The following is a 15367-nucleotide window of genomic DNA, read 5'->3' on the forward strand; positions in this document are numbered from 1 at the left end:
TAGAGTCATGACCGTGACACGACTAACTCCCCCCTCGGTGACCGGCCCCCGGCCATCGACGGCCCCGGAATTCGTCCTCAAGGAGCTGCGGCGGCTGATCGTCGTCGGCGAGCTGGTTCCCGACCAGCCGCTTCGCCAGGACACGCTCGCCGAACGCCTCGGGGTGAGCCGGGTGCCGGTTCGCGAAGCCTTGAACACGCTGGCCGCCGAGGGCCGGGTGGTGCACGAGCCGCACCGTGGCTACCGGGTGGCGCGGTTGTCGTTGGGCGACCTGCTGGAGGTCTACCGACTTCGGCAGCTGCTCGAGACCGAAGCTGTGCGCACGACCATGGCCAATCCGCCGGCCGGCGTGCTGAGCGATTTTCGCGACGCTGCCCGCGCGGTCGAAATCGCCAGCGACGGTGGCGACCTCCTGACGATGACCGAAGCCAATCGACGGTTTCACTTCGTGCTGGTGGCGGCAGCCGGGCTGCCGCGGCTGGAACGTATTGTCGGAGCCCTGTGGGACTCGACCGAGGCCTACCGGCTGCTGTACTACGAAACCCCCAGCAACCGGGAGCGCGTGGAGAGTGAACACTCGCAAATGGTGGAGGCATTCGCCGCCGGCGACACCGACCGGCTGATCCAGCTCCTGGACGATCACCGGCGACACGCCACGAACGCGCTCCGCGCCCTGCTGACTTAGAGCACCAAACTCGTCCAAACTATAGCCGGTAGGATTTTACTATGGCACGAGACGACGCACCGGAACGCACAACGCACGCTGACAAGGTCTACGCCCTCTTGTTCGGCCAGTTGATGAACGGCACGTTCGATCCGGGTGCTGCGCTGAACATTCCCACGCTGTCGCGCGAGTTCGAGGTGAGCCAGACGCCGATCCGCGAGGCGCTCGCCCGTCTCGAACACACCGGGCTCGTGCATCGCGAAGCTCTTCGGGGCTACTTCGTGGCGCCGCTGTTCAGCGAAGTCGAGCTGGACAAGCTGATGGAAGCCCGGCTCGTGCTCGAGCCGGCCCTGGCGCTGGAGGCTGGCCGGCGGGTGACGCCGGAGTTCCTCGCGAAACTCCTGGTGCCGATCGATGACCTGCTGCGCCTGTCGGAGTCCCAGGTGGTGCGTTCCTTTCGGGAGTACTGGTCGGCCGACGAGGATTTTCACTCTCTCATCGCCGAACAGTCGGCGAACCCCTTTCTCGAGGGGGCCTATCGGTCCCTCGGCGGTCAGGTGCAGCGCTTTCGCCTGTTCGTGAAACTCGGTTCAGCGGATGCCCGATTCGCCGCCGCAGAACACCGGCAGATCTACGATGCTTTCGTGGCGCGTTCGCCCGAAGCCGCTGCCGACCTGATGCGCCACCACATCGAGAGCGCCCGGTTGCGCGCTCTCAGTGATCGCAAAACCATCCTCGCGAACGAATAGCGGCGATTCGCCGGGTCAGACGACGCGAAAGCTCAGCTTGCCGATTCCGTCGACACCACCACGAACCTCGTTGCCGGTCACGATGGCGCCCACTCCGGCCGGCGTGCCGGTGAAGATCAGATCGCCCGGCCGGAGGGTGACGAAGCTCGACAGCGACGCGACCACCTCCGGAACGGACCAGATCTGGTCGGCGAGATCGCCGTGCTGGCGACTGTCGCCATCCACGCTCAGCCACACGGTTCCGGCAGCCGGATGACCGATCCGGGCTGCTGCCACAAGCGGGGTGCAGGGGCCTGAGAAGTCGAACCCCTTGGAGAGATCCCACGGCCGCTTCAGCGCCTTGGCCTCGTCCTGGAGATCGCGGCGCGTCAGGTCGATCCCGGCGCCGTAGCCCCAAACGTGGCTGAGGGCATCCGCTACCGTGATATCGCTGCCGCCGGCGCCGATCGCCACGACGAGTTCCATCTCGTAGTGCAGATTGGCGGTCTGCGGCGGGTAGGGCACCTCGTGCGGGGCGATCCCGAACTCCGGAACACCCTCGTCGACGGCGAACACGGCATCGGCCGGCTTGGCGAAGAAGAAGGGGGGCTCCCGATCGGGGTCGTTACCCAGTTCGCGCGCGTGATCGGCATAGTTGCGCCCCACGCAGAACACCCGGCGCAGGTAGTAGCGATCATCCGAGTCGATGATCGGAAGGCTGGGCGCGGTCGGCGGCGAGGAGACGGCAGACAGTGGATTGATCGGGTGCATTATTTCACTATAGTATGCTCTCAGTAAGCAAACTATAGGCGGGATCGAATCAATGAAGACTCACGTCATCGTCGCCGGAGCGGGCATCGTCGGACTTTCCACCGCGTACGAGCTCACGCGCCGAGGCCACCGCGTGACCGTGCTGGAGAAGGAACGCGGCGTTGCGGCGCACCAGACCGGCAACAATTCCGGCGTCATCCACTCCGGCCTGTACTACACCCCCGGAAGCCTGAAGGCGACGCTGGGCCAGGCCGGGGCCTTTTCAATGGAGCGCTTCGCGAAAGACAACGGAGTCGCCATTGATATCTGCGGAAAACTCGTTGTCGCCACGAGTGCGTCTCAGATACCCGCGCTGGAACGACTCTACGAACGCGGCCAGGCCAACGGAGTGGGCTGCAGCATCGTCAGCGCGTCCGAGGCGCGCGAGGTTGAGCCTCACGTCAACGCCGTGGCCGCGTTGAAGGTGCCATCCACCGGCATCGTGGACTATCGCGGCGTGTGCGCCGCACTGTGTCGGCTGATCGAGCAGGGCGGAGGTGAAGTTCTCTTCGACCAGAAGATCGTCGGCGTGACGACCCATCCGGACGCGGTGACGGTCACCACGAAAGTGGCGGAATATCGCGCCGACGAGTTCGTGAACTGCGCCGGACTGCACAGCGACCGGGTCGCCAGTCTGGCCGGCCTGAAACCCGACGTGCGGATCATTCCGTTTCGGGGCGAATACTTTGAGCTCACGCCCGAGTCGACGCACCTGGTGAACGGCCTCATCTATCCGGTGCCGAACCCGGCGTTTCCGTTCCTCGGAGTGCACCTGACCAAAATGGTCAAGGGGGGCGTTCACGCCGGACCCAATGCCGTCTTCGCCCTCGCCCGCGAAGGCTATACCTGGCTTCAGATCAACCCCCGGGATACCTGGGAAAGTGCCAGATGGCCAGGTTTGTGGAAGTTGGGCAAGAAGTTCTGGCGAAACGGACTCGATGAGGTCGCCCGTTCCCTGTCGCAGAAGCGCTTTCTGGCGAGCCTGCGCGAGCTCGTTCCCGCACTGGCCGACGACAGTCTGGTGCCCACCCACGCCGGAGTACGCGCTCAGGCCATGCGACGAGACGGCAGCCTGGTCGACGATTTCTATTTTGAACGCGCCCCCCGGCAAATTCACGTGCTGAATGCGCCATCCCCCGCCGCGACGGCCGGGCTGGAAATCGGCCGGGCTGTTGCCGATGAATTGGCAGCCCTACGATGACCGAGCCGACGCGCGTGGTGCTGCCGCGCATTCTGGTTCCGGCCGCGCTGCCGGCGCGGGATCGCGGCAACGGCGCATCCACTGTTGCTCTCGTCACCAAAGCGATTGGCGCAGACACTTTTCTCAATGGCCTGACGACCTTCGAACCTGGGGCAGCGATCGGCCACCACAGCCACAACTGCATCGAGAGCGTGGTCGTCGTTCAGGGTGAAGCAGTCGTGAACATCGACGGCGTTGAAACACGGTTGTCGACCTTCGACACCACCTTTGTTCCCGCCGATATTCCGCATCACTTTCGCAATGCGTCGCTGGTCAACCCCATGCGCATCCTCTGGACCTACGGGTCAGCCGATGCGACCCGCACGATGGTGGACACCGGTGTCACGGGCCGAATCGACGGCGAAGACCACGGTTAGACCCCTTCCCGTTGAACGGCGCTAGGCGCGCGCGTCGCCGAATCTGCGGTCGACGAAAGCGTGATGGGCGATGCCGAGGTGGGCGGCCATGAGCGCGGCCGCCACCTCGGGGTGCTGTTTCAGGATGGCGACGGCGAGATCACGGTGAAACGCCACGCTGCGGGCGATATCCTCGTCGGAGTAGTAATAGAAGGCACCCAGAGACAGTGACGACGCCGTGAGCGTGCGCACGATCTGAACCAGTCGGGGGGCTCTGGCCGCCGCCAGAATGAGATCGTGGAACTCCTGGTTGTTCGCCAGGAGTTCCGCGCGATAGCTCGGCGACCGCGCTTCAATGATCGCCTCCATCGCCCGCACCGATTCAAACAACGCATCGGCTTCATCGTCCGAGCGGATGAGCGCGGCCAGCCCCGCCGCTTTGGACTCCAAATTTTGTCGCAGGTCAAAGACTTCGTCGATGTCCGAGCGGGTCAGCTGCGCCACGAAAGCACCCCGATGGGGTTCCGTGATGACCAGACTTTCCTCGGTCAACCGGCGCAAGGCCGCACGCACGGGAGAACGGCTGACGCCGAGCTCAGCGGTGAGAACGGACTCGAGCAGGTGCTGGCCTGGTGGATAGGCACCCGACACGATGCGGCCCCGCACCACCGCGTAAACGCTGTCGTCTGCACCTGCCATTGTTCTTCCCGTTCTCAGTTGACTCGGCTGCTGTACAGCAGCTGTAGCTTAGCGTCAGTGTTCTCGCGACATTTTCGCCCGGGGGTCGTGGTGCGACAAACGTTCCAGCAGGTAATCGACCTCGGCCCTGGTTGTTTCTGTCATTCGGCCGGACGGTGACCGTTGGGCTGCGGAAGCGATAACACCACGGCGCGCGAAGACGTACTTGCGAACCGCCAGACCGATTCCCGGCTGCTGCTCGTAACGAATTAACGGCAGGTGGGCGTCGAACAGGTCGTGGGCCGCCTCGCGGTTCCCCGCAGCGGCCAACGCCACCGTGTCGACGAGCATTTCCGGAAAGCAATAGCCGGTCATGGCGCCGTCGGCACCACGTTCCGTTTCGAAGTCCAGAAAGAGGCCGCCATTGCCGCAGAGGATCGACAGCCGAGGCATGCTGCCGTCAGCTTCATAGCCGCGCAGGGTGGTGATCTTCTCGAGCCCCGGCCAATCCTCGTGCTTGAGCATGAGGGCGTTGTCGTTATCGAGGGCAATCCGTCGAATCACCTGGGGCGTCATCACCACCGAGAAGGTCAGCGGGTAATCCTGGATAACGAACGGTGTTTCGGCGCCGATGGCCGCACTGGCACCCGCGTAGTAACCCACGATTTGATCGTCGGTGCGCAGCGAAACGGGTGGGGCAATCATGACGCCCGCCGCTCCGGCATCCATCACGGCCGCCGTTAGGTCCTGCATCGCCGCAAAGCCCGGTGCGGACACTCCGACGATGATGGGAAAGGTCGTGCGTTCCACGAACCGCGTGGCGATCCGCACGGCTTCCTCGGCCGAGAGCTTCGGTGCTTCGCCGAGCTGTCCCAGAACGGTCAGCCCATCGACACCGGACTCGTTGTAGAACTCGATCAGGCGGTCGAGCGAGACGTAGTCCACCGCCCCGTCCTCGAGGAAGGGGGTGGGGGCGATGGCGTAGACCCCGGCGGTAGAACGCGAAAATGCTCCCGCCGTCACCATCGTGCTAGCCGTGTGCGCAGTCATCCGCTCAGACACTGGCGATCAATCCTCCATCAATACGAATGGTCGACCCAGTGATGTAGGAAGCCGCCTCGCTGGCCAGGAACGCGACCGTTTTGCCGTACTCATCGGGGGTGCCGTAGCGGCCGAGCGGAATAGTGGCTTCGCTCTCGGCGGTCACGTCGGCCACCGCACGATTCTCGCGTGTCGCCTTCGCTTCGTCGAGAAAGGCGATGCGGCCAGTAAGGATGCGGCCGGGCAGCACGGTGTTCGCGGTGATGCCATCGCCACCGACTTCGCGTGCCAGGGTCTTTGACCACCCGACCAGGGTCGACCGCAGGGCATTCGACAATCCCAGATTCGGGATGGGGGCGATCACTCCCGAACTCGTGTTCGTGATGATGCGACCCCACTGTCGTTCGCGCATTCCGGGAAGCACTCGATCGGTCAGTGCGATCACCGGAAGGACCATCGATTGGAAGTAGCTGGTCCACTCTGCGGCGGGTACTCCGCTGACCGGCGTTGGTTTGGGTCCGCCGGTCATATTGATGAGGATGTCGATTCCGCCCAGGCGCTGTTCAATCAGGCTGACCTGTCGGTCCATCTCGACGAGATCGGCGAGGTCCCAGGCGAAGGCTTCGGCTCGGCCTCCGGCGTCGGTGATGGCGCTGACGGTGGCAGCGGCCCCCGCCAGGGTTCTGCTGGCGACAGCGACAGAAACGCCCTCGGCGGCCAGGGCGCGGGCGATGGCTCCTCCCAGGCCACCGCCGGCACCCAGCACGAGTGCCGTTTTCGTTCCGATTCCTAGGTCCATGGTGATCCTTTCGTTGACGTGCCGGCGGTCAGTTCTCGTTGCGCGCGAGCGTGGATTCGAGCAGCCAAGCTACCGCTGAGTCAATGTGATCTGCCGTCCCCGGAGCTGCCGGGTTCTCGCGCAGGGAACGAATCGTCTGCTCGTAACGCCCTGACGTGCCGGCGAGTACCGTTCCCGGCAGGCCGATGTCATTCAGCTGGGCGATGGCCCGATGAACCTCGTGGGATCGCCGCTCGGCGTGCACCACGTGCGTGCGCACGATGGCGTTGAGAAATTGCGTGAATCCGGCCTGGTTGATGTCGTCGAGAACCAGGTACAGCTCGTCCCGAACGCCCTGGCTCTCGGCCGCGATCAGGCATTCCACTCCGAGGGCTTCCAGCCCCTTGGTGAGCACCGTGCGCAAAAGCTTCAACGTCATAGCATCGCCCGGTTCACCATCGGCGAGTGCACGGGCCGGGGCCTGAATCGTCGCGAAATCGGCCAGCGCGGTTTCCGCTCGAGGCCCGGCGAGCAGGATCGGGGTCTGCAACCCAGTGAGTGCGATGGCGCCCATGATCGCGGCGTCGACATACGCGACGTTCCTGGCGGACATCCGCTGGCCCATTTCTTTCTTGCCCGCGGTGGTCGCGGTACTCAGATCGACGTAGACCGTGTCGGCACGAAGAAAAGGCAGGGCGGCTTCGGCCGCGCTGTCTGCGACATCGCCGGGCACGCAGGCCCAGACCCGATCTACCTCGCCGAGCCACTCGCCAATGGTTTCCTTCAACTCGACGTCGAGTTGCCGGGCGCATTCCCGGGCTTGCGATGAGGGGAACGAATCGCACAGCACCACGTCGAATGCCGCTGCCGCGGCGGCAGCATAGAGCCGTCCGACCTCGCCACAACCGATGATGGCCAGCTTCATTGGGTTCCTGTCCATCGAATTGACTGGGTTCGCACTAACTGCATTGATCCCGACTGTACGAAATTTAGACAATCCTGTCAATGTTGAGGAATTACATGCCGATAATTCGGGTTTGTTGACGTAGATGGTACGACGAATGTATAAATGTACAGAGGGATGATCACATTCCCAAGCCCGCTCGAACCAATGAAGTTTGGAGCACACAGCTCATGACCATCCGCTCTCGTTCAATCCCGCAACGACGCACAGTACGCATTGCCATTGCCGCTCTCGCGGTACCGGCCCTCTTTCTCACCGCCTGCAGTGACGGCGGCGGCGCGGCCGGCGGCTCCACCGCCCTGTCCATTGCGACCGGGGGCACCGGCGGTGTGTATTACCCGCTGGGTGGCGGTATCGCCACAATGATCGGCAACGACATCGAGGGGTACAGCGCCACCGTCCAGGAAACGAACGCATCCGTCGACAATCTGCTTCTGATCCAAACAGGCGCGGCCGACTTGGCCCTCGTGGTGGGCGATGTGGTCTCCGATGCCGTGGATGGTGTCGGTTCCTTCGCGGACAATCCTGCCGACATCTGCTCGCTCGGTAACCTCTACAACAACTACATGCAGCTGGTCACCTCGTCCGGCACCGGCATTGAAAGCGTTGAAGACATGAAGGGCTTGCGCGTCTCCGTCGGATCCCCGTCCTCGGCCACCGAAGTCGGCGCCGTCCGCATTCTCGAAGCCGCCGGCATCAACGTAGAGACCGACATCGACCGCCGCCAGCTCGGCGCCGCCGAGACCGCCGACGCACTGCGCGACGGCACGATTGACGCCGGCTTCTGGTCTGGCGGCCTCCCCACCGGTGCGCTGGTCGACTATGCCAGCACCGGCGACATGGTGCTGGTGAACTTCGGCGAATACGCCGATGCTCTCGCCACCGAATTCGGTGCCTACTACGTCGAACAGGACATCCCGGCCAACACCTACGAGGGCCAGACCGAAGCAGTGTCGGTGATCGTCTCGCCGAACCTGCTGGTCGCCAGCAATGACATGGACGAGACCCTGCAGGAGCAGATCACGGCAGCCATCTTCGACAATAAGGAAGCCCTGATCCAGGTGCACCCGGCAGCCGAGGAACTGGACGCCGCGACGGCCGGTAACGTTCCCTACATCACCACCTGCGCGGGCGCCCAGACGTACTTCGACCAGGCCAGCTAAACCGCGATGCGCAAGCCAGCCGTTGCCATCGCGGCGGCGCTCGTCACGCTCACCGTCGGCGCTCTCGGCCTCGTCACCGCCTTCGGGCCGGTCGACGCCAGCGCCGACGGGAGCGGCGAACGGATGATCGTGGTCCGTGACCAGGACGGCGACGTGCTGGCCAGCCTTCCGCTGAACGGAGACTCGTTCTCCGTCAGCTATCGCAATTCGATCTACCAGACCATGGCTGAGGAACGCTACGTCGTTGCCGCCGACGGAAAATACGAATTGGTCGAAATAGCGGCCGATCAGCTGGCCGTGATCGAAGAGTATTACGCCGTGCCCGACGCTCCGCGCCGCGCATCGCCCGGCGACCGACGCGCCTATGTCGTCGAGCCGGACCCCAGGCATCCGGCCGTGTTCGAGGCACTCTCGATCGCGGCAACCGACCTCGGCGAACGAACCATTCACATTCCCGGGTCGTCGCCCTACGCACTCTGGCAGCTTGTCGACGATGCCGCCCCCTACCTAGTACTTGAGATCGAGGAGACACCATGACCCAGGAAACGGGCCGCAGCGCAGCCGTCAACACCAAATCACCGCCGAGCGCACGGGGCGGCACCGCATCGGACCTGCTCGACGAGGCCGATCCCAAAATCGATGAGGAAGCGCTACTCGCGGAGTTCGATGCTGAAATACCCGCGCGCAAGCTCAGCGGTATTCCCCAGCTCGTGGTCAAGATCATGGGGGTCGCTCTTTCCCTGTTCGGTCTGTACTGGGTTTTCAACCCGATGGCCTCGCAGTTCTACCTCCCCGCATTCCTGATGCTCGCCCTGTCGGCCACCTTTCTCGCCTACCGGGGTTGGGGCAGCAAGAACAAGGCCAAGGCCCCGGGCGCGAAAGACAACCCCCGCATCGCGGACTGGTTACTCGCCGTGGTCGCGGTTGTGCCCTTTGCGTACATCATCTCCGACTGGGACGCATTCTTTCGTCGGGCGATCATTCCCACCGACCTCGACGTCATCATGGGCACGCTCGCCATTCTGGTGACTCTCGAAGCCGCGCGCCGCACCGTGGGTCTGATGATCCCCATTGCCGTCATCGTCTTCTTCGCCTACGCCCACTGGGGTTCCTATATTCCGGGCGTGTTCGGCACCTCATCGTTCGACTGGTCCCGCCTCGTCGGTCACAACATTATGGGCACCCAGGGATTGTTCGGCGTTCCCACCAATGTGGCGGCCACCTTCGTCATTCTGTTCACCCTGTACGGCGCCGTCCTGACCGGTTCCGGGGCGAGCAAATTTTTCATCGATCTTTCGTTCGCGGCTTTCGGACGATCTGCCGCAGGCCCTGGTCGCACTGTCACCCTGGCCGGCTTCCTGCTTGGCACAGTTTCCGGTTCCGGCGTTGCCACCACGGTGACCCTCGGTGGAATCTCCTGGCCACTGCTGCGCCGTGCCGGCTACCCGCGCGAGCACGGCGGCGCCCTACTCGCGGCTGCCGGTATCGGCGCGATCATGGCTCCGCCGATGATGGGTGCTGCGGCCTTCATCATCGCTGCTCTGCTCGGCGTCTCCTACCTGCAGGTGCTGATCTGGGCCATCATTCCGACGATCCTGTACTACTTCGGACTCATCCTCTCCATTGAAATGGACTCGCGCCGCTTCAAGACGACCGACGTGAAGATGGAGGTGAAGCCGATCGGCAAGCTCCTGCTGCGATTCGGCTATCACTTCAGTTCGCTCGCTGCGATCGTGGTGTTCATGTCGTTCGGAATGACGCCGTTCCGCGCCGTTGTCTACGCCACGGTGCTTGCCCTCGTGCTGAGCTTCTTTGATCGCTCGTCGTGGATGACGCCACGTCGAATCTGGGACGCCTTGGCCACGGGAGCCGCCGGCGCCATGTCGATCATCCCCGTGATGGCCGCGGCCGGCCTCATCGTCGGCGTGCTCACTCTCACCGGCCTCGGGCTGAAGCTGGCGGGCATCATCGTGTCCGCCGCCGGCGGCAACCTGCTGCTGACGGCCATCCTCTCCGCTGTCGCGGTCACCCTGCTCGGCCTGGCCGTTCCGGTCACGGCGAGCTTCATCATCTCCTGGGTCATCATCGGTCCAGCCCTGCAGGACGTCGGTGTGCCGGCATTCGCCGCGGCAATGTTCATCTTCTACTACTCGGTGCTCAGCGAGGTGTCCCCGCCGACGGCGCTGTCGCCGTTCGCAGCATCCGCTATTACCGGTGGCAAACCCATCACGACGATGTGGCTGACCTGGAAGTACACCCTCACGGCCTTCCTGGTGCCATTCGTATTCGTGCTGTCCGAGGCCGGGAGCGGCCTGCTCCTGCAGGGTGGGGTCTGGTCAATCGTGCTGGCGACTGTGACTTCCGTGCTGGCTGTCGCCGCTCTCGCTGTCGCAACCGGCGGCTGGCTCTGGGGCCCGGCGAAGTTGCCGGAGCGGCTCCTGATCGGTGGCGGTGCCTTGCCGCTCGTCACCCTGTCCCTCCTCCCCATGGCCATCGGGGTCGGCATGATCGTGCTGGGAATCGTCGTGCACCTGATCGGGCGTCGGCGTCGGGCCGCCGAGACAGCCGAACCGGCAGTCTCACACAGCACCACGGCCTGATCCGCGGGGTGACCAAGCGTGTTGGTCGCCCTCCGCTTCACCCTGTAGACCACATTTCGCGCTACGTGAAAGGCTGCCCATGCGTCTCTGTACTGTTCGTGACGGTTCGTTTGAAATCGCCGCCGTCCTCCTTCCTGACCGCGGAGTAGCGCTGATTCGCGATCTCCTGCCGGGCTTCACGGGCGACGTGCTTGAGGTCCTGACTGCGGGCACAGCGGATGCGATCGAGGCGGCAGCTCTCGCCGCTGACGCTTCGGTCTTTCGCCCGACGGATTCCGTGACGTTCGGTGCGCCGTATCGGCACCCCCGCATGTTGTGGGGCATCGGATTGAACTATGTGGAACATGCGTCGGATCTCGCCGAGGGCGTGCCCGACGAGCCAGCCTCGTTCATCAAGGGCGACCACACCATCATCGGTCCGGGCGAGAACATCCCGATCCCCTGGCAAAGCATCCGCACCACCGCTGAGGCCGAACTGGGCATCGTGATCGGACGATACTGCCGCGACGTTGAACCGGACGATGCGTTGGGCTATGTGGCCGGCGTGGTTCCGCTCCTCGACCAGACGGCCGAAGATATCCTGCAGAGAAATCCCCGGTTTCTGACGCGGTCGAAGAACTTTCCCGGGTTCTTCTCCTTCGGGCCGAGCATCGTTCCGTTGTCAGAAGTGTTTGAGTCCTACGACTCTTTGGCCGACGTCACGGTGTCAACGGTCATCAACGGAGAGGTTCATCGCAGTAACACCGTTTCAAACATGCGCTACGACCCGGCTTTCCTCATCAGCTTTCACAGCAAGGTCATGCCGCTCTATCCCGGCGATATCATTTCGACCGGAACGCCCGGTGCGGTGCAGGTTCGGCCGGGGGATGTCGCGGAGTGTCGCATCCCGGGGATCGGTGTTCTGCAGAATCCCGTTGTGGACCAGTCGCGCTAAAGCGCAGTCACGCCAGCAGGGCCGCGACGACGATCAAGGCCGGCATTGAGAGGATCGTCGTGAGTAACACGGTGTCGCGGGTGACGACGATCGCCCGGTCGTAACGCGAGGCGAAGTTGAAAATGTTCTGCGCGGTCGGCAGGGCCGACACGGCGACGACCGCGAACAGCTGGGCGCCGTCGAGGTCGAACACGAAATGACCGAACAGGTACGCGATGATCGGTGCCAGTACGACCTTGATCACCGTGGCCACGACGACCTGTTTGCGGCCGGTGCCTGCCTGCAGCAGGCGCTGGCCGTGTAGGGACATGCCGAACGAGAGCAAAACCATGGGAATGGCTGCTCCGCCGATGAGCTCGAACGGTGCCAGTACCGGGTCCGGCAGGGTGATGCCGGACACCGCAACGACCACACCGGCGAGTGAGGCGAGAATCATCGGATTGCGAAACGGTTGGGTGAGGATCGATCGCAGGGATGCCCGGCCGTGGGTGGCCAGGTCGAGAATCGCCAGAATGGTAGGGGCCAGAATCACCAGCTGCAGCAGCACCACTGGCGCCACATACTGGGCACTGCCGAGCACATAGATTGCCACCGGCAATCCGATGTTGTTGACATTGATATAGGTCGCGCTCGACGCACCCAGCACCGTCTCGGCCAACGGAGTGCGAAAGAACAAGCGGGACGCCACCACGTAGAGCAAAGCGCCCACGAGGACCGTGCAGACGATGGCGGCCAGAAACTCGGAGAACAGCACCGAGACGTCAGCGTGCGAGAGCACGGTGAACAGCAGTGCGGGGGTCGCGACGAAGTACGCCATGCGGTTGAGCACCCGGCCGGCGCCCGCCCCGACCAGACTGAATCGTTCGACGAAGTACCCGATCAGGATCACAAATCCGATAATCGAAAACCCGACCAAAACACCGCCCATTTAGTTGAGCCTACGGGTTCACTCAGCTGATCTCCCGCGCGGCCCTTTCGGTCGTGCGATCGACGTTGCTACGATCCAAGCATGCCCCGACTCGACGTTCCTGGCGCTTCCCTCTACTACGAGACTGAGGGAGACCCCGCCTCGCCAGCCCTGCTGCTGATTCACGCGGGCATCGCGACCCTGCGAATGTGGGATCCGCAGGTAGCCGCCCTCGCAGCGCACCACTACGTCATCCGCTTCGACACCCGTGGTTTCGGTCAGACCACGACCCAGAATGTGGAATTCTCCAACCGAGCGGATGCCACGGCGCTGCTCGATCATCTCGGCGTCGCTCGCGCCACCCTGATCGGCTGCTCACGCGGAGGCACGATCGCGATCGACCTCGCCGTGGCGAGGCCCGAGCGAGTCGCCGGCCTCGTGACGATCGGGTCAGGGCCCAGCGGGTTTCCCGATGTGGAACTCACCGAGAAGGAAGACGCCCTGTTCGACAAGCTGGATGCGGCCTTCGAAGCCCGCCAGTGGCCGCGGCTGGCGCGGCTCGAGGTTGCGCTGTGGGCGGTTGGACCCACGCGCAAGGCGGCCGACGTAGATCCCGCTTTTCTGGCCCTCGCGCAGGAGCTGAATCTGCGCAACGTCATCCACGCCACGGAAGCGCCGATCCTGATTCCGTTGGAGCCGCCGGCGCTCGACCGGGTGAGTGACATCGACGTTCCCGCGCTGATCACTGTGGGTGAGCTCGACGTCACGTCATCGCTGGCGCAGTACGAGTTCTTGTTGGAGATGTTGCCGCAGGCCAGCGGATGCACGTTCCGCGACACCGCGCACCTGCCGAGCGTCGAGCATCCGCTGGAGTTTCAGCGCGTACTGATCAGCTGGCTCGCGACCAACAGTCTCTGATCCCTCTTCCTCTCCTGCTCCGGGCAGAAACAAACCGCTGCCCGGTTCTCCCACACCCGAACCGGGCGACCCGAGTCAGGAGCGGCGCGCGCCCAGGCGCTCCAGCAGGCGCTCCTCGGCATCGTGACCGGGCGCGATTCCGGCCGGAATGCGCAGGTAGAAGAAGACGCCGCCGACCCACCACAGCCCGAATAACACCCAAGGCTCGAACGACAGCGCCGCCGGCATCCCGGGCATATACAGGCTGAGCAGGCCCAGGCACAGGGCGGCAGCGGCGACGCCGATCACGACTCCGCCATTACCCTTGCCGCCCACGCGCAGCGGGCGGTTCATTTTCGGTTCGCGGCGGCGCAGCACCACGAAGGCGACGGCCACCAGAATGTAGGCCATGACGATGCTCGGGGCACCGGAATCCACGAGCCAGCCGAGCATCTGCGTGCCGAAGAACGGCGCCACAAACGACAGGGCACCGATGAAGTAGAGCGCGTTGGTGGGGGTACGAAACTTGGGGTGCAGCCTGCCAAACCAGGCCGGCAGCATGCCCGAACGCGCCATGGAGAACATCAGGCGTGAAGCGCCGAGCAGCAGGGAGTTCCACGAGGTGAGAATTCCGGCGATTCCGCCGGCGATGAGCACCTTCGCCATGACATCGCTGCCGAACAAGGCGCCCATGGCATCCGCTGTGGCGATATCGGCCTGGCCGATGGCGGCAGCCGGCATCGACGACGAGGTGGTGAGCACGATCATGACGTACCAGATGGTCGCAAGAATCACGGCGACGACGACAAGCTTGCCGATCTGTCGCGGCGCCACATTGACCTCTTCGGCCGACTGCGGAATGACATCGAAACCCACGAAGAGAAACGGCACCACGACGAGCACGGCGAAGAATCCGCCCATGCCATTGGTGAAGAACGGTTCCATGTGCACGGTCGAACCACCGGTGAACGACCCGAGCACGAGCATCGCGCCGACGATCAGCAGGAACAATACGACGAAGGTCTGCACGACACCGGCCAGTTTCACACCACGGATATTGATGCCCGTGATCACGACGGCGGCCACCGCTCCCACCAGCGCCCAGGTCAAATACACCTGCTCGCCCGCGATCTGCCAGAGCGGAATCTGACTCAGGTCGGGAAAGAGGTACCCGGCCGTGCGTGGCAGTGCCACGGCTTCGAACGCCACGATGGTGACGTAGCCGCCGGTGATTGCCCAGGATCCGACGAACGACCAGCGCGGCCCCATGGCTCGCAGCAAAAAATTGTGTTCGCCGCCGGCCTTGGGCATGGCCGCGGTCAGCTCGGCGTAGGTGAGGCCGACGATGCCCATGATGATGCCGCCGGCGATCATGGCCGTGACGGCACCCAGCGTGCCGGCGTCGTTGATCCAGCCGCCGGTCAGCACGACCCAGCCGAAGCCGATCATGGCTCCGAAGCCGAGAGCGAGCGCATCTCGATTTCCAAGGACTTTGAGCAGAGAATCCGGCGTGTGGTGATGGTGCGTGGTAGTGATGGTGTCCCCGATTGTTTCGGCTCACGTCAACGCTGATGCGACGCAGATGGTGTGCTGGCCGCGAACCGGTC

General features: G+C 63.9%; 16 protein-coding genes. 9 read left to right on the forward strand and 7 right to left on the reverse strand.

Translation table 11 applies throughout. From position 1 onward, the window contains the following. Positions 1-7: 7 nt before the first annotated feature. Entirely contained in the window at positions 8-685 is a 678-nt protein-coding gene (locus E3T29_RS05920) for a GntR family transcriptional regulator (RefSeq protein ID WP_134344653.1), read from the forward strand. Between the two features lie 41 nt (positions 686-726). Then, on the forward strand, positions 727-1413 hold the full coding sequence (locus tag E3T29_RS05925; protein WP_134344654.1) for a GntR family transcriptional regulator: 687 nt from the start codon (positions 727-729) through the stop codon (positions 1411-1413). A 15-nt stretch (positions 1414-1428) separates the two neighbouring features. On the opposite strand, the gene E3T29_RS05930 is transcribed toward E3T29_RS05925, so the two are convergent. Next, positions 1429-2163 carry a fumarylacetoacetate hydrolase family protein gene (locus E3T29_RS05930; protein WP_134344655.1) on the reverse strand — a complete coding sequence of 245 codons (735 nt, stop codon included), beginning with the start codon at positions 2161-2163 and terminating at the stop codon, positions 1429-1431. A gap of 52 nt (positions 2164-2215) precedes the next feature. Between E3T29_RS05930 and lhgO the strand changes: the two genes are divergently transcribed. Beyond that, complete coding sequence (lhgO, locus tag E3T29_RS05935; RefSeq protein WP_134344656.1) at positions 2216-3403, forward strand: L-2-hydroxyglutarate oxidase; 1188 nt, start codon at positions 2216-2218, stop codon at positions 3401-3403. Beyond that, positions 3400-3819, forward strand: a complete 420-nt coding sequence (locus E3T29_RS05940) for a cupin domain-containing protein (protein ID WP_092338201.1) — start codon at positions 3400-3402, stop codon at positions 3817-3819. The genes lhgO and E3T29_RS05940 overlap by 4 nt, the downstream gene beginning before the upstream one ends. 21 nt (positions 3820-3840) lie before the next feature. Here the strand turns inward: E3T29_RS05940 and E3T29_RS05945 are convergent, their stop codons facing one another. From E3T29_RS05945 to E3T29_RS05960, 4 genes are read right to left on the reverse strand one after another with little or no spacing between them, the layout of a single operon-like run. Continuing rightward, on the reverse strand, positions 3841-4497 hold the full coding sequence (locus E3T29_RS05945; protein ID WP_134344657.1) for a GntR family transcriptional regulator: 657 nt from the start codon (positions 4495-4497) through the stop codon (positions 3841-3843). Between the two features lie 54 nt (positions 4498-4551). Continuing rightward, positions 4552-5526, reverse strand: coding sequence for a dihydrodipicolinate synthase family protein (locus tag E3T29_RS05950; protein ID WP_198417719.1), 975 nt, complete (start codon positions 5524-5526; stop codon positions 4552-4554). Between the two features lie 4 nt (positions 5527-5530). Beyond that, positions 5531-6316, reverse strand: a complete 786-nt coding sequence (locus E3T29_RS05955) for an SDR family oxidoreductase (protein ID WP_134344658.1) — start codon at positions 6314-6316, stop codon at positions 5531-5533. Positions 6317-6344: 28 nt separating this feature from the next. Then, positions 6345-7220, reverse strand: coding sequence for an NAD(P)-dependent oxidoreductase (locus E3T29_RS05960; RefSeq protein WP_134344659.1), 876 nt, complete (start codon positions 7218-7220; stop codon positions 6345-6347). Positions 7221-7429: 209 nt separating this feature from the next. Between E3T29_RS05960 and E3T29_RS05965 the strand changes: the two genes are divergently transcribed. The 4 genes from E3T29_RS05965 (at position 7430) to E3T29_RS05980 (ending at position 11956) form a co-directional block, all read left to right on the forward strand. Beyond that, a complete protein-coding gene (locus tag E3T29_RS05965) occupies positions 7430-8422 on the forward strand; it encodes a TAXI family TRAP transporter solute-binding subunit (protein WP_134344660.1) in 993 nt (330 codons plus the stop codon). Between the two features lie 6 nt (positions 8423-8428). Next, positions 8429-8959: a hypothetical protein gene (locus tag E3T29_RS05970; RefSeq protein WP_134344661.1), complete on the forward strand. Its 531-nt coding sequence runs from the start codon at positions 8429-8431 to the stop codon at positions 8957-8959. Continuing rightward, positions 8956-11022, forward strand: a complete 2067-nt coding sequence (locus E3T29_RS05975) for a TRAP transporter fused permease subunit (RefSeq protein ID WP_134344662.1) — start codon at positions 8956-8958, stop codon at positions 11020-11022. The genes E3T29_RS05970 and E3T29_RS05975 overlap by 4 nt, the downstream gene beginning before the upstream one ends. A gap of 79 nt (positions 11023-11101) precedes the next feature. After that, a complete protein-coding gene (locus E3T29_RS05980; RefSeq protein ID WP_134344663.1) occupies positions 11102-11956 on the forward strand; it encodes a fumarylacetoacetate hydrolase family protein in 855 nt (284 codons plus the stop codon). A 7-nt stretch (positions 11957-11963) separates the two neighbouring features. Here E3T29_RS05980 and E3T29_RS05985 read toward each other — a convergent pair whose 3' ends face one another. Continuing rightward, a complete protein-coding gene (locus E3T29_RS05985) occupies positions 11964-12884 on the reverse strand; it encodes an AEC family transporter (RefSeq protein ID WP_134344664.1) in 921 nt (306 codons plus the stop codon). 81 nt (positions 12885-12965) lie between these two features. Between E3T29_RS05985 and E3T29_RS05990 the strand changes: the two genes are divergently transcribed. Then, complete coding sequence (locus E3T29_RS05990; RefSeq protein ID WP_134344665.1) at positions 12966-13781, forward strand: alpha/beta fold hydrolase; 816 nt, start codon at positions 12966-12968, stop codon at positions 13779-13781. A 75-nt stretch (positions 13782-13856) separates the two neighbouring features. On the opposite strand, the gene E3T29_RS05995 is transcribed toward E3T29_RS05990, so the two are convergent. After that, positions 13857-15260 carry an APC family permease gene (locus E3T29_RS05995; RefSeq protein ID WP_255575135.1) on the reverse strand — a complete coding sequence of 468 codons (1404 nt, stop codon included), beginning with the start codon at positions 15258-15260 and terminating at the stop codon, positions 13857-13859. Positions 15261-15367 lie beyond the last annotated feature (107 nt).

It is taken from the genome of Cryobacterium sp. TMT1-66-1 (assembly GCF_004403435.1).
Classification (GTDB): Bacteria; Actinomycetota; Actinomycetes; order Actinomycetales; family Microbacteriaceae; genus Cryobacterium; species Cryobacterium flavum.

Coding starts and splice junctions, on each gene's coding strand:
- E3T29_RS05945 (WP_134344657.1), bottom strand. CDS start 4,497: ATGGCAGGTGCAGACGACAGCGTTTACGCGGTGGTGCGGGGCCGCATC.
- E3T29_RS05925 (WP_134344654.1), top strand. CDS start 727: ATGGCACGAGACGACGCACCGGAACGCACAACGCACGCTGACAAGGTC.
- E3T29_RS05980 (WP_134344663.1), top strand. CDS start 11,102: ATGCGTCTCTGTACTGTTCGTGACGGTTCGTTTGAAATCGCCGCCGTC.
- E3T29_RS05990 (WP_134344665.1), top strand. CDS start 12,966: ATGCCCCGACTCGACGTTCCTGGCGCTTCCCTCTACTACGAGACTGAG.
- E3T29_RS05975 (WP_134344662.1), top strand. CDS start 8,956: ATGACCCAGGAAACGGGCCGCAGCGCAGCCGTCAACACCAAATCACCG.
- E3T29_RS05920 (WP_134344653.1), top strand. CDS start 8: ATGACCGTGACACGACTAACTCCCCCCTCGGTGACCGGCCCCCGGCCA.
- E3T29_RS05940 (WP_092338201.1), top strand. CDS start 3,400: ATGACCGAGCCGACGCGCGTGGTGCTGCCGCGCATTCTGGTTCCGGCC.
- lhgO (WP_134344656.1), top strand. CDS start 2,216: ATGAAGACTCACGTCATCGTCGCCGGAGCGGGCATCGTCGGACTTTCC.
- E3T29_RS05955 (WP_134344658.1), bottom strand. CDS start 6,316: ATGGACCTAGGAATCGGAACGAAAACGGCACTCGTGCTGGGTGCCGGC.
- E3T29_RS05970 (WP_134344661.1), top strand. CDS start 8,429: ATGCGCAAGCCAGCCGTTGCCATCGCGGCGGCGCTCGTCACGCTCACC.
- E3T29_RS05965 (WP_134344660.1), top strand. CDS start 7,430: ATGACCATCCGCTCTCGTTCAATCCCGCAACGACGCACAGTACGCATT.
- E3T29_RS05985 (WP_134344664.1), bottom strand. CDS start 12,884: ATGGGCGGTGTTTTGGTCGGGTTTTCGATTATCGGATTTGTGATCCTG.
- E3T29_RS05960 (WP_134344659.1), bottom strand. CDS start 7,220: ATGAAGCTGGCCATCATCGGTTGTGGCGAGGTCGGACGGCTCTATGCT.
- E3T29_RS05950 (WP_198417719.1), bottom strand. CDS start 5,526: ATGACTGCGCACACGGCTAGCACGATGGTGACGGCGGGAGCATTTTCG.
- E3T29_RS05930 (WP_134344655.1), bottom strand. CDS start 2,163: ATGCACCCGATCAATCCACTGTCTGCCGTCTCCTCGCCGCCGACCGCG.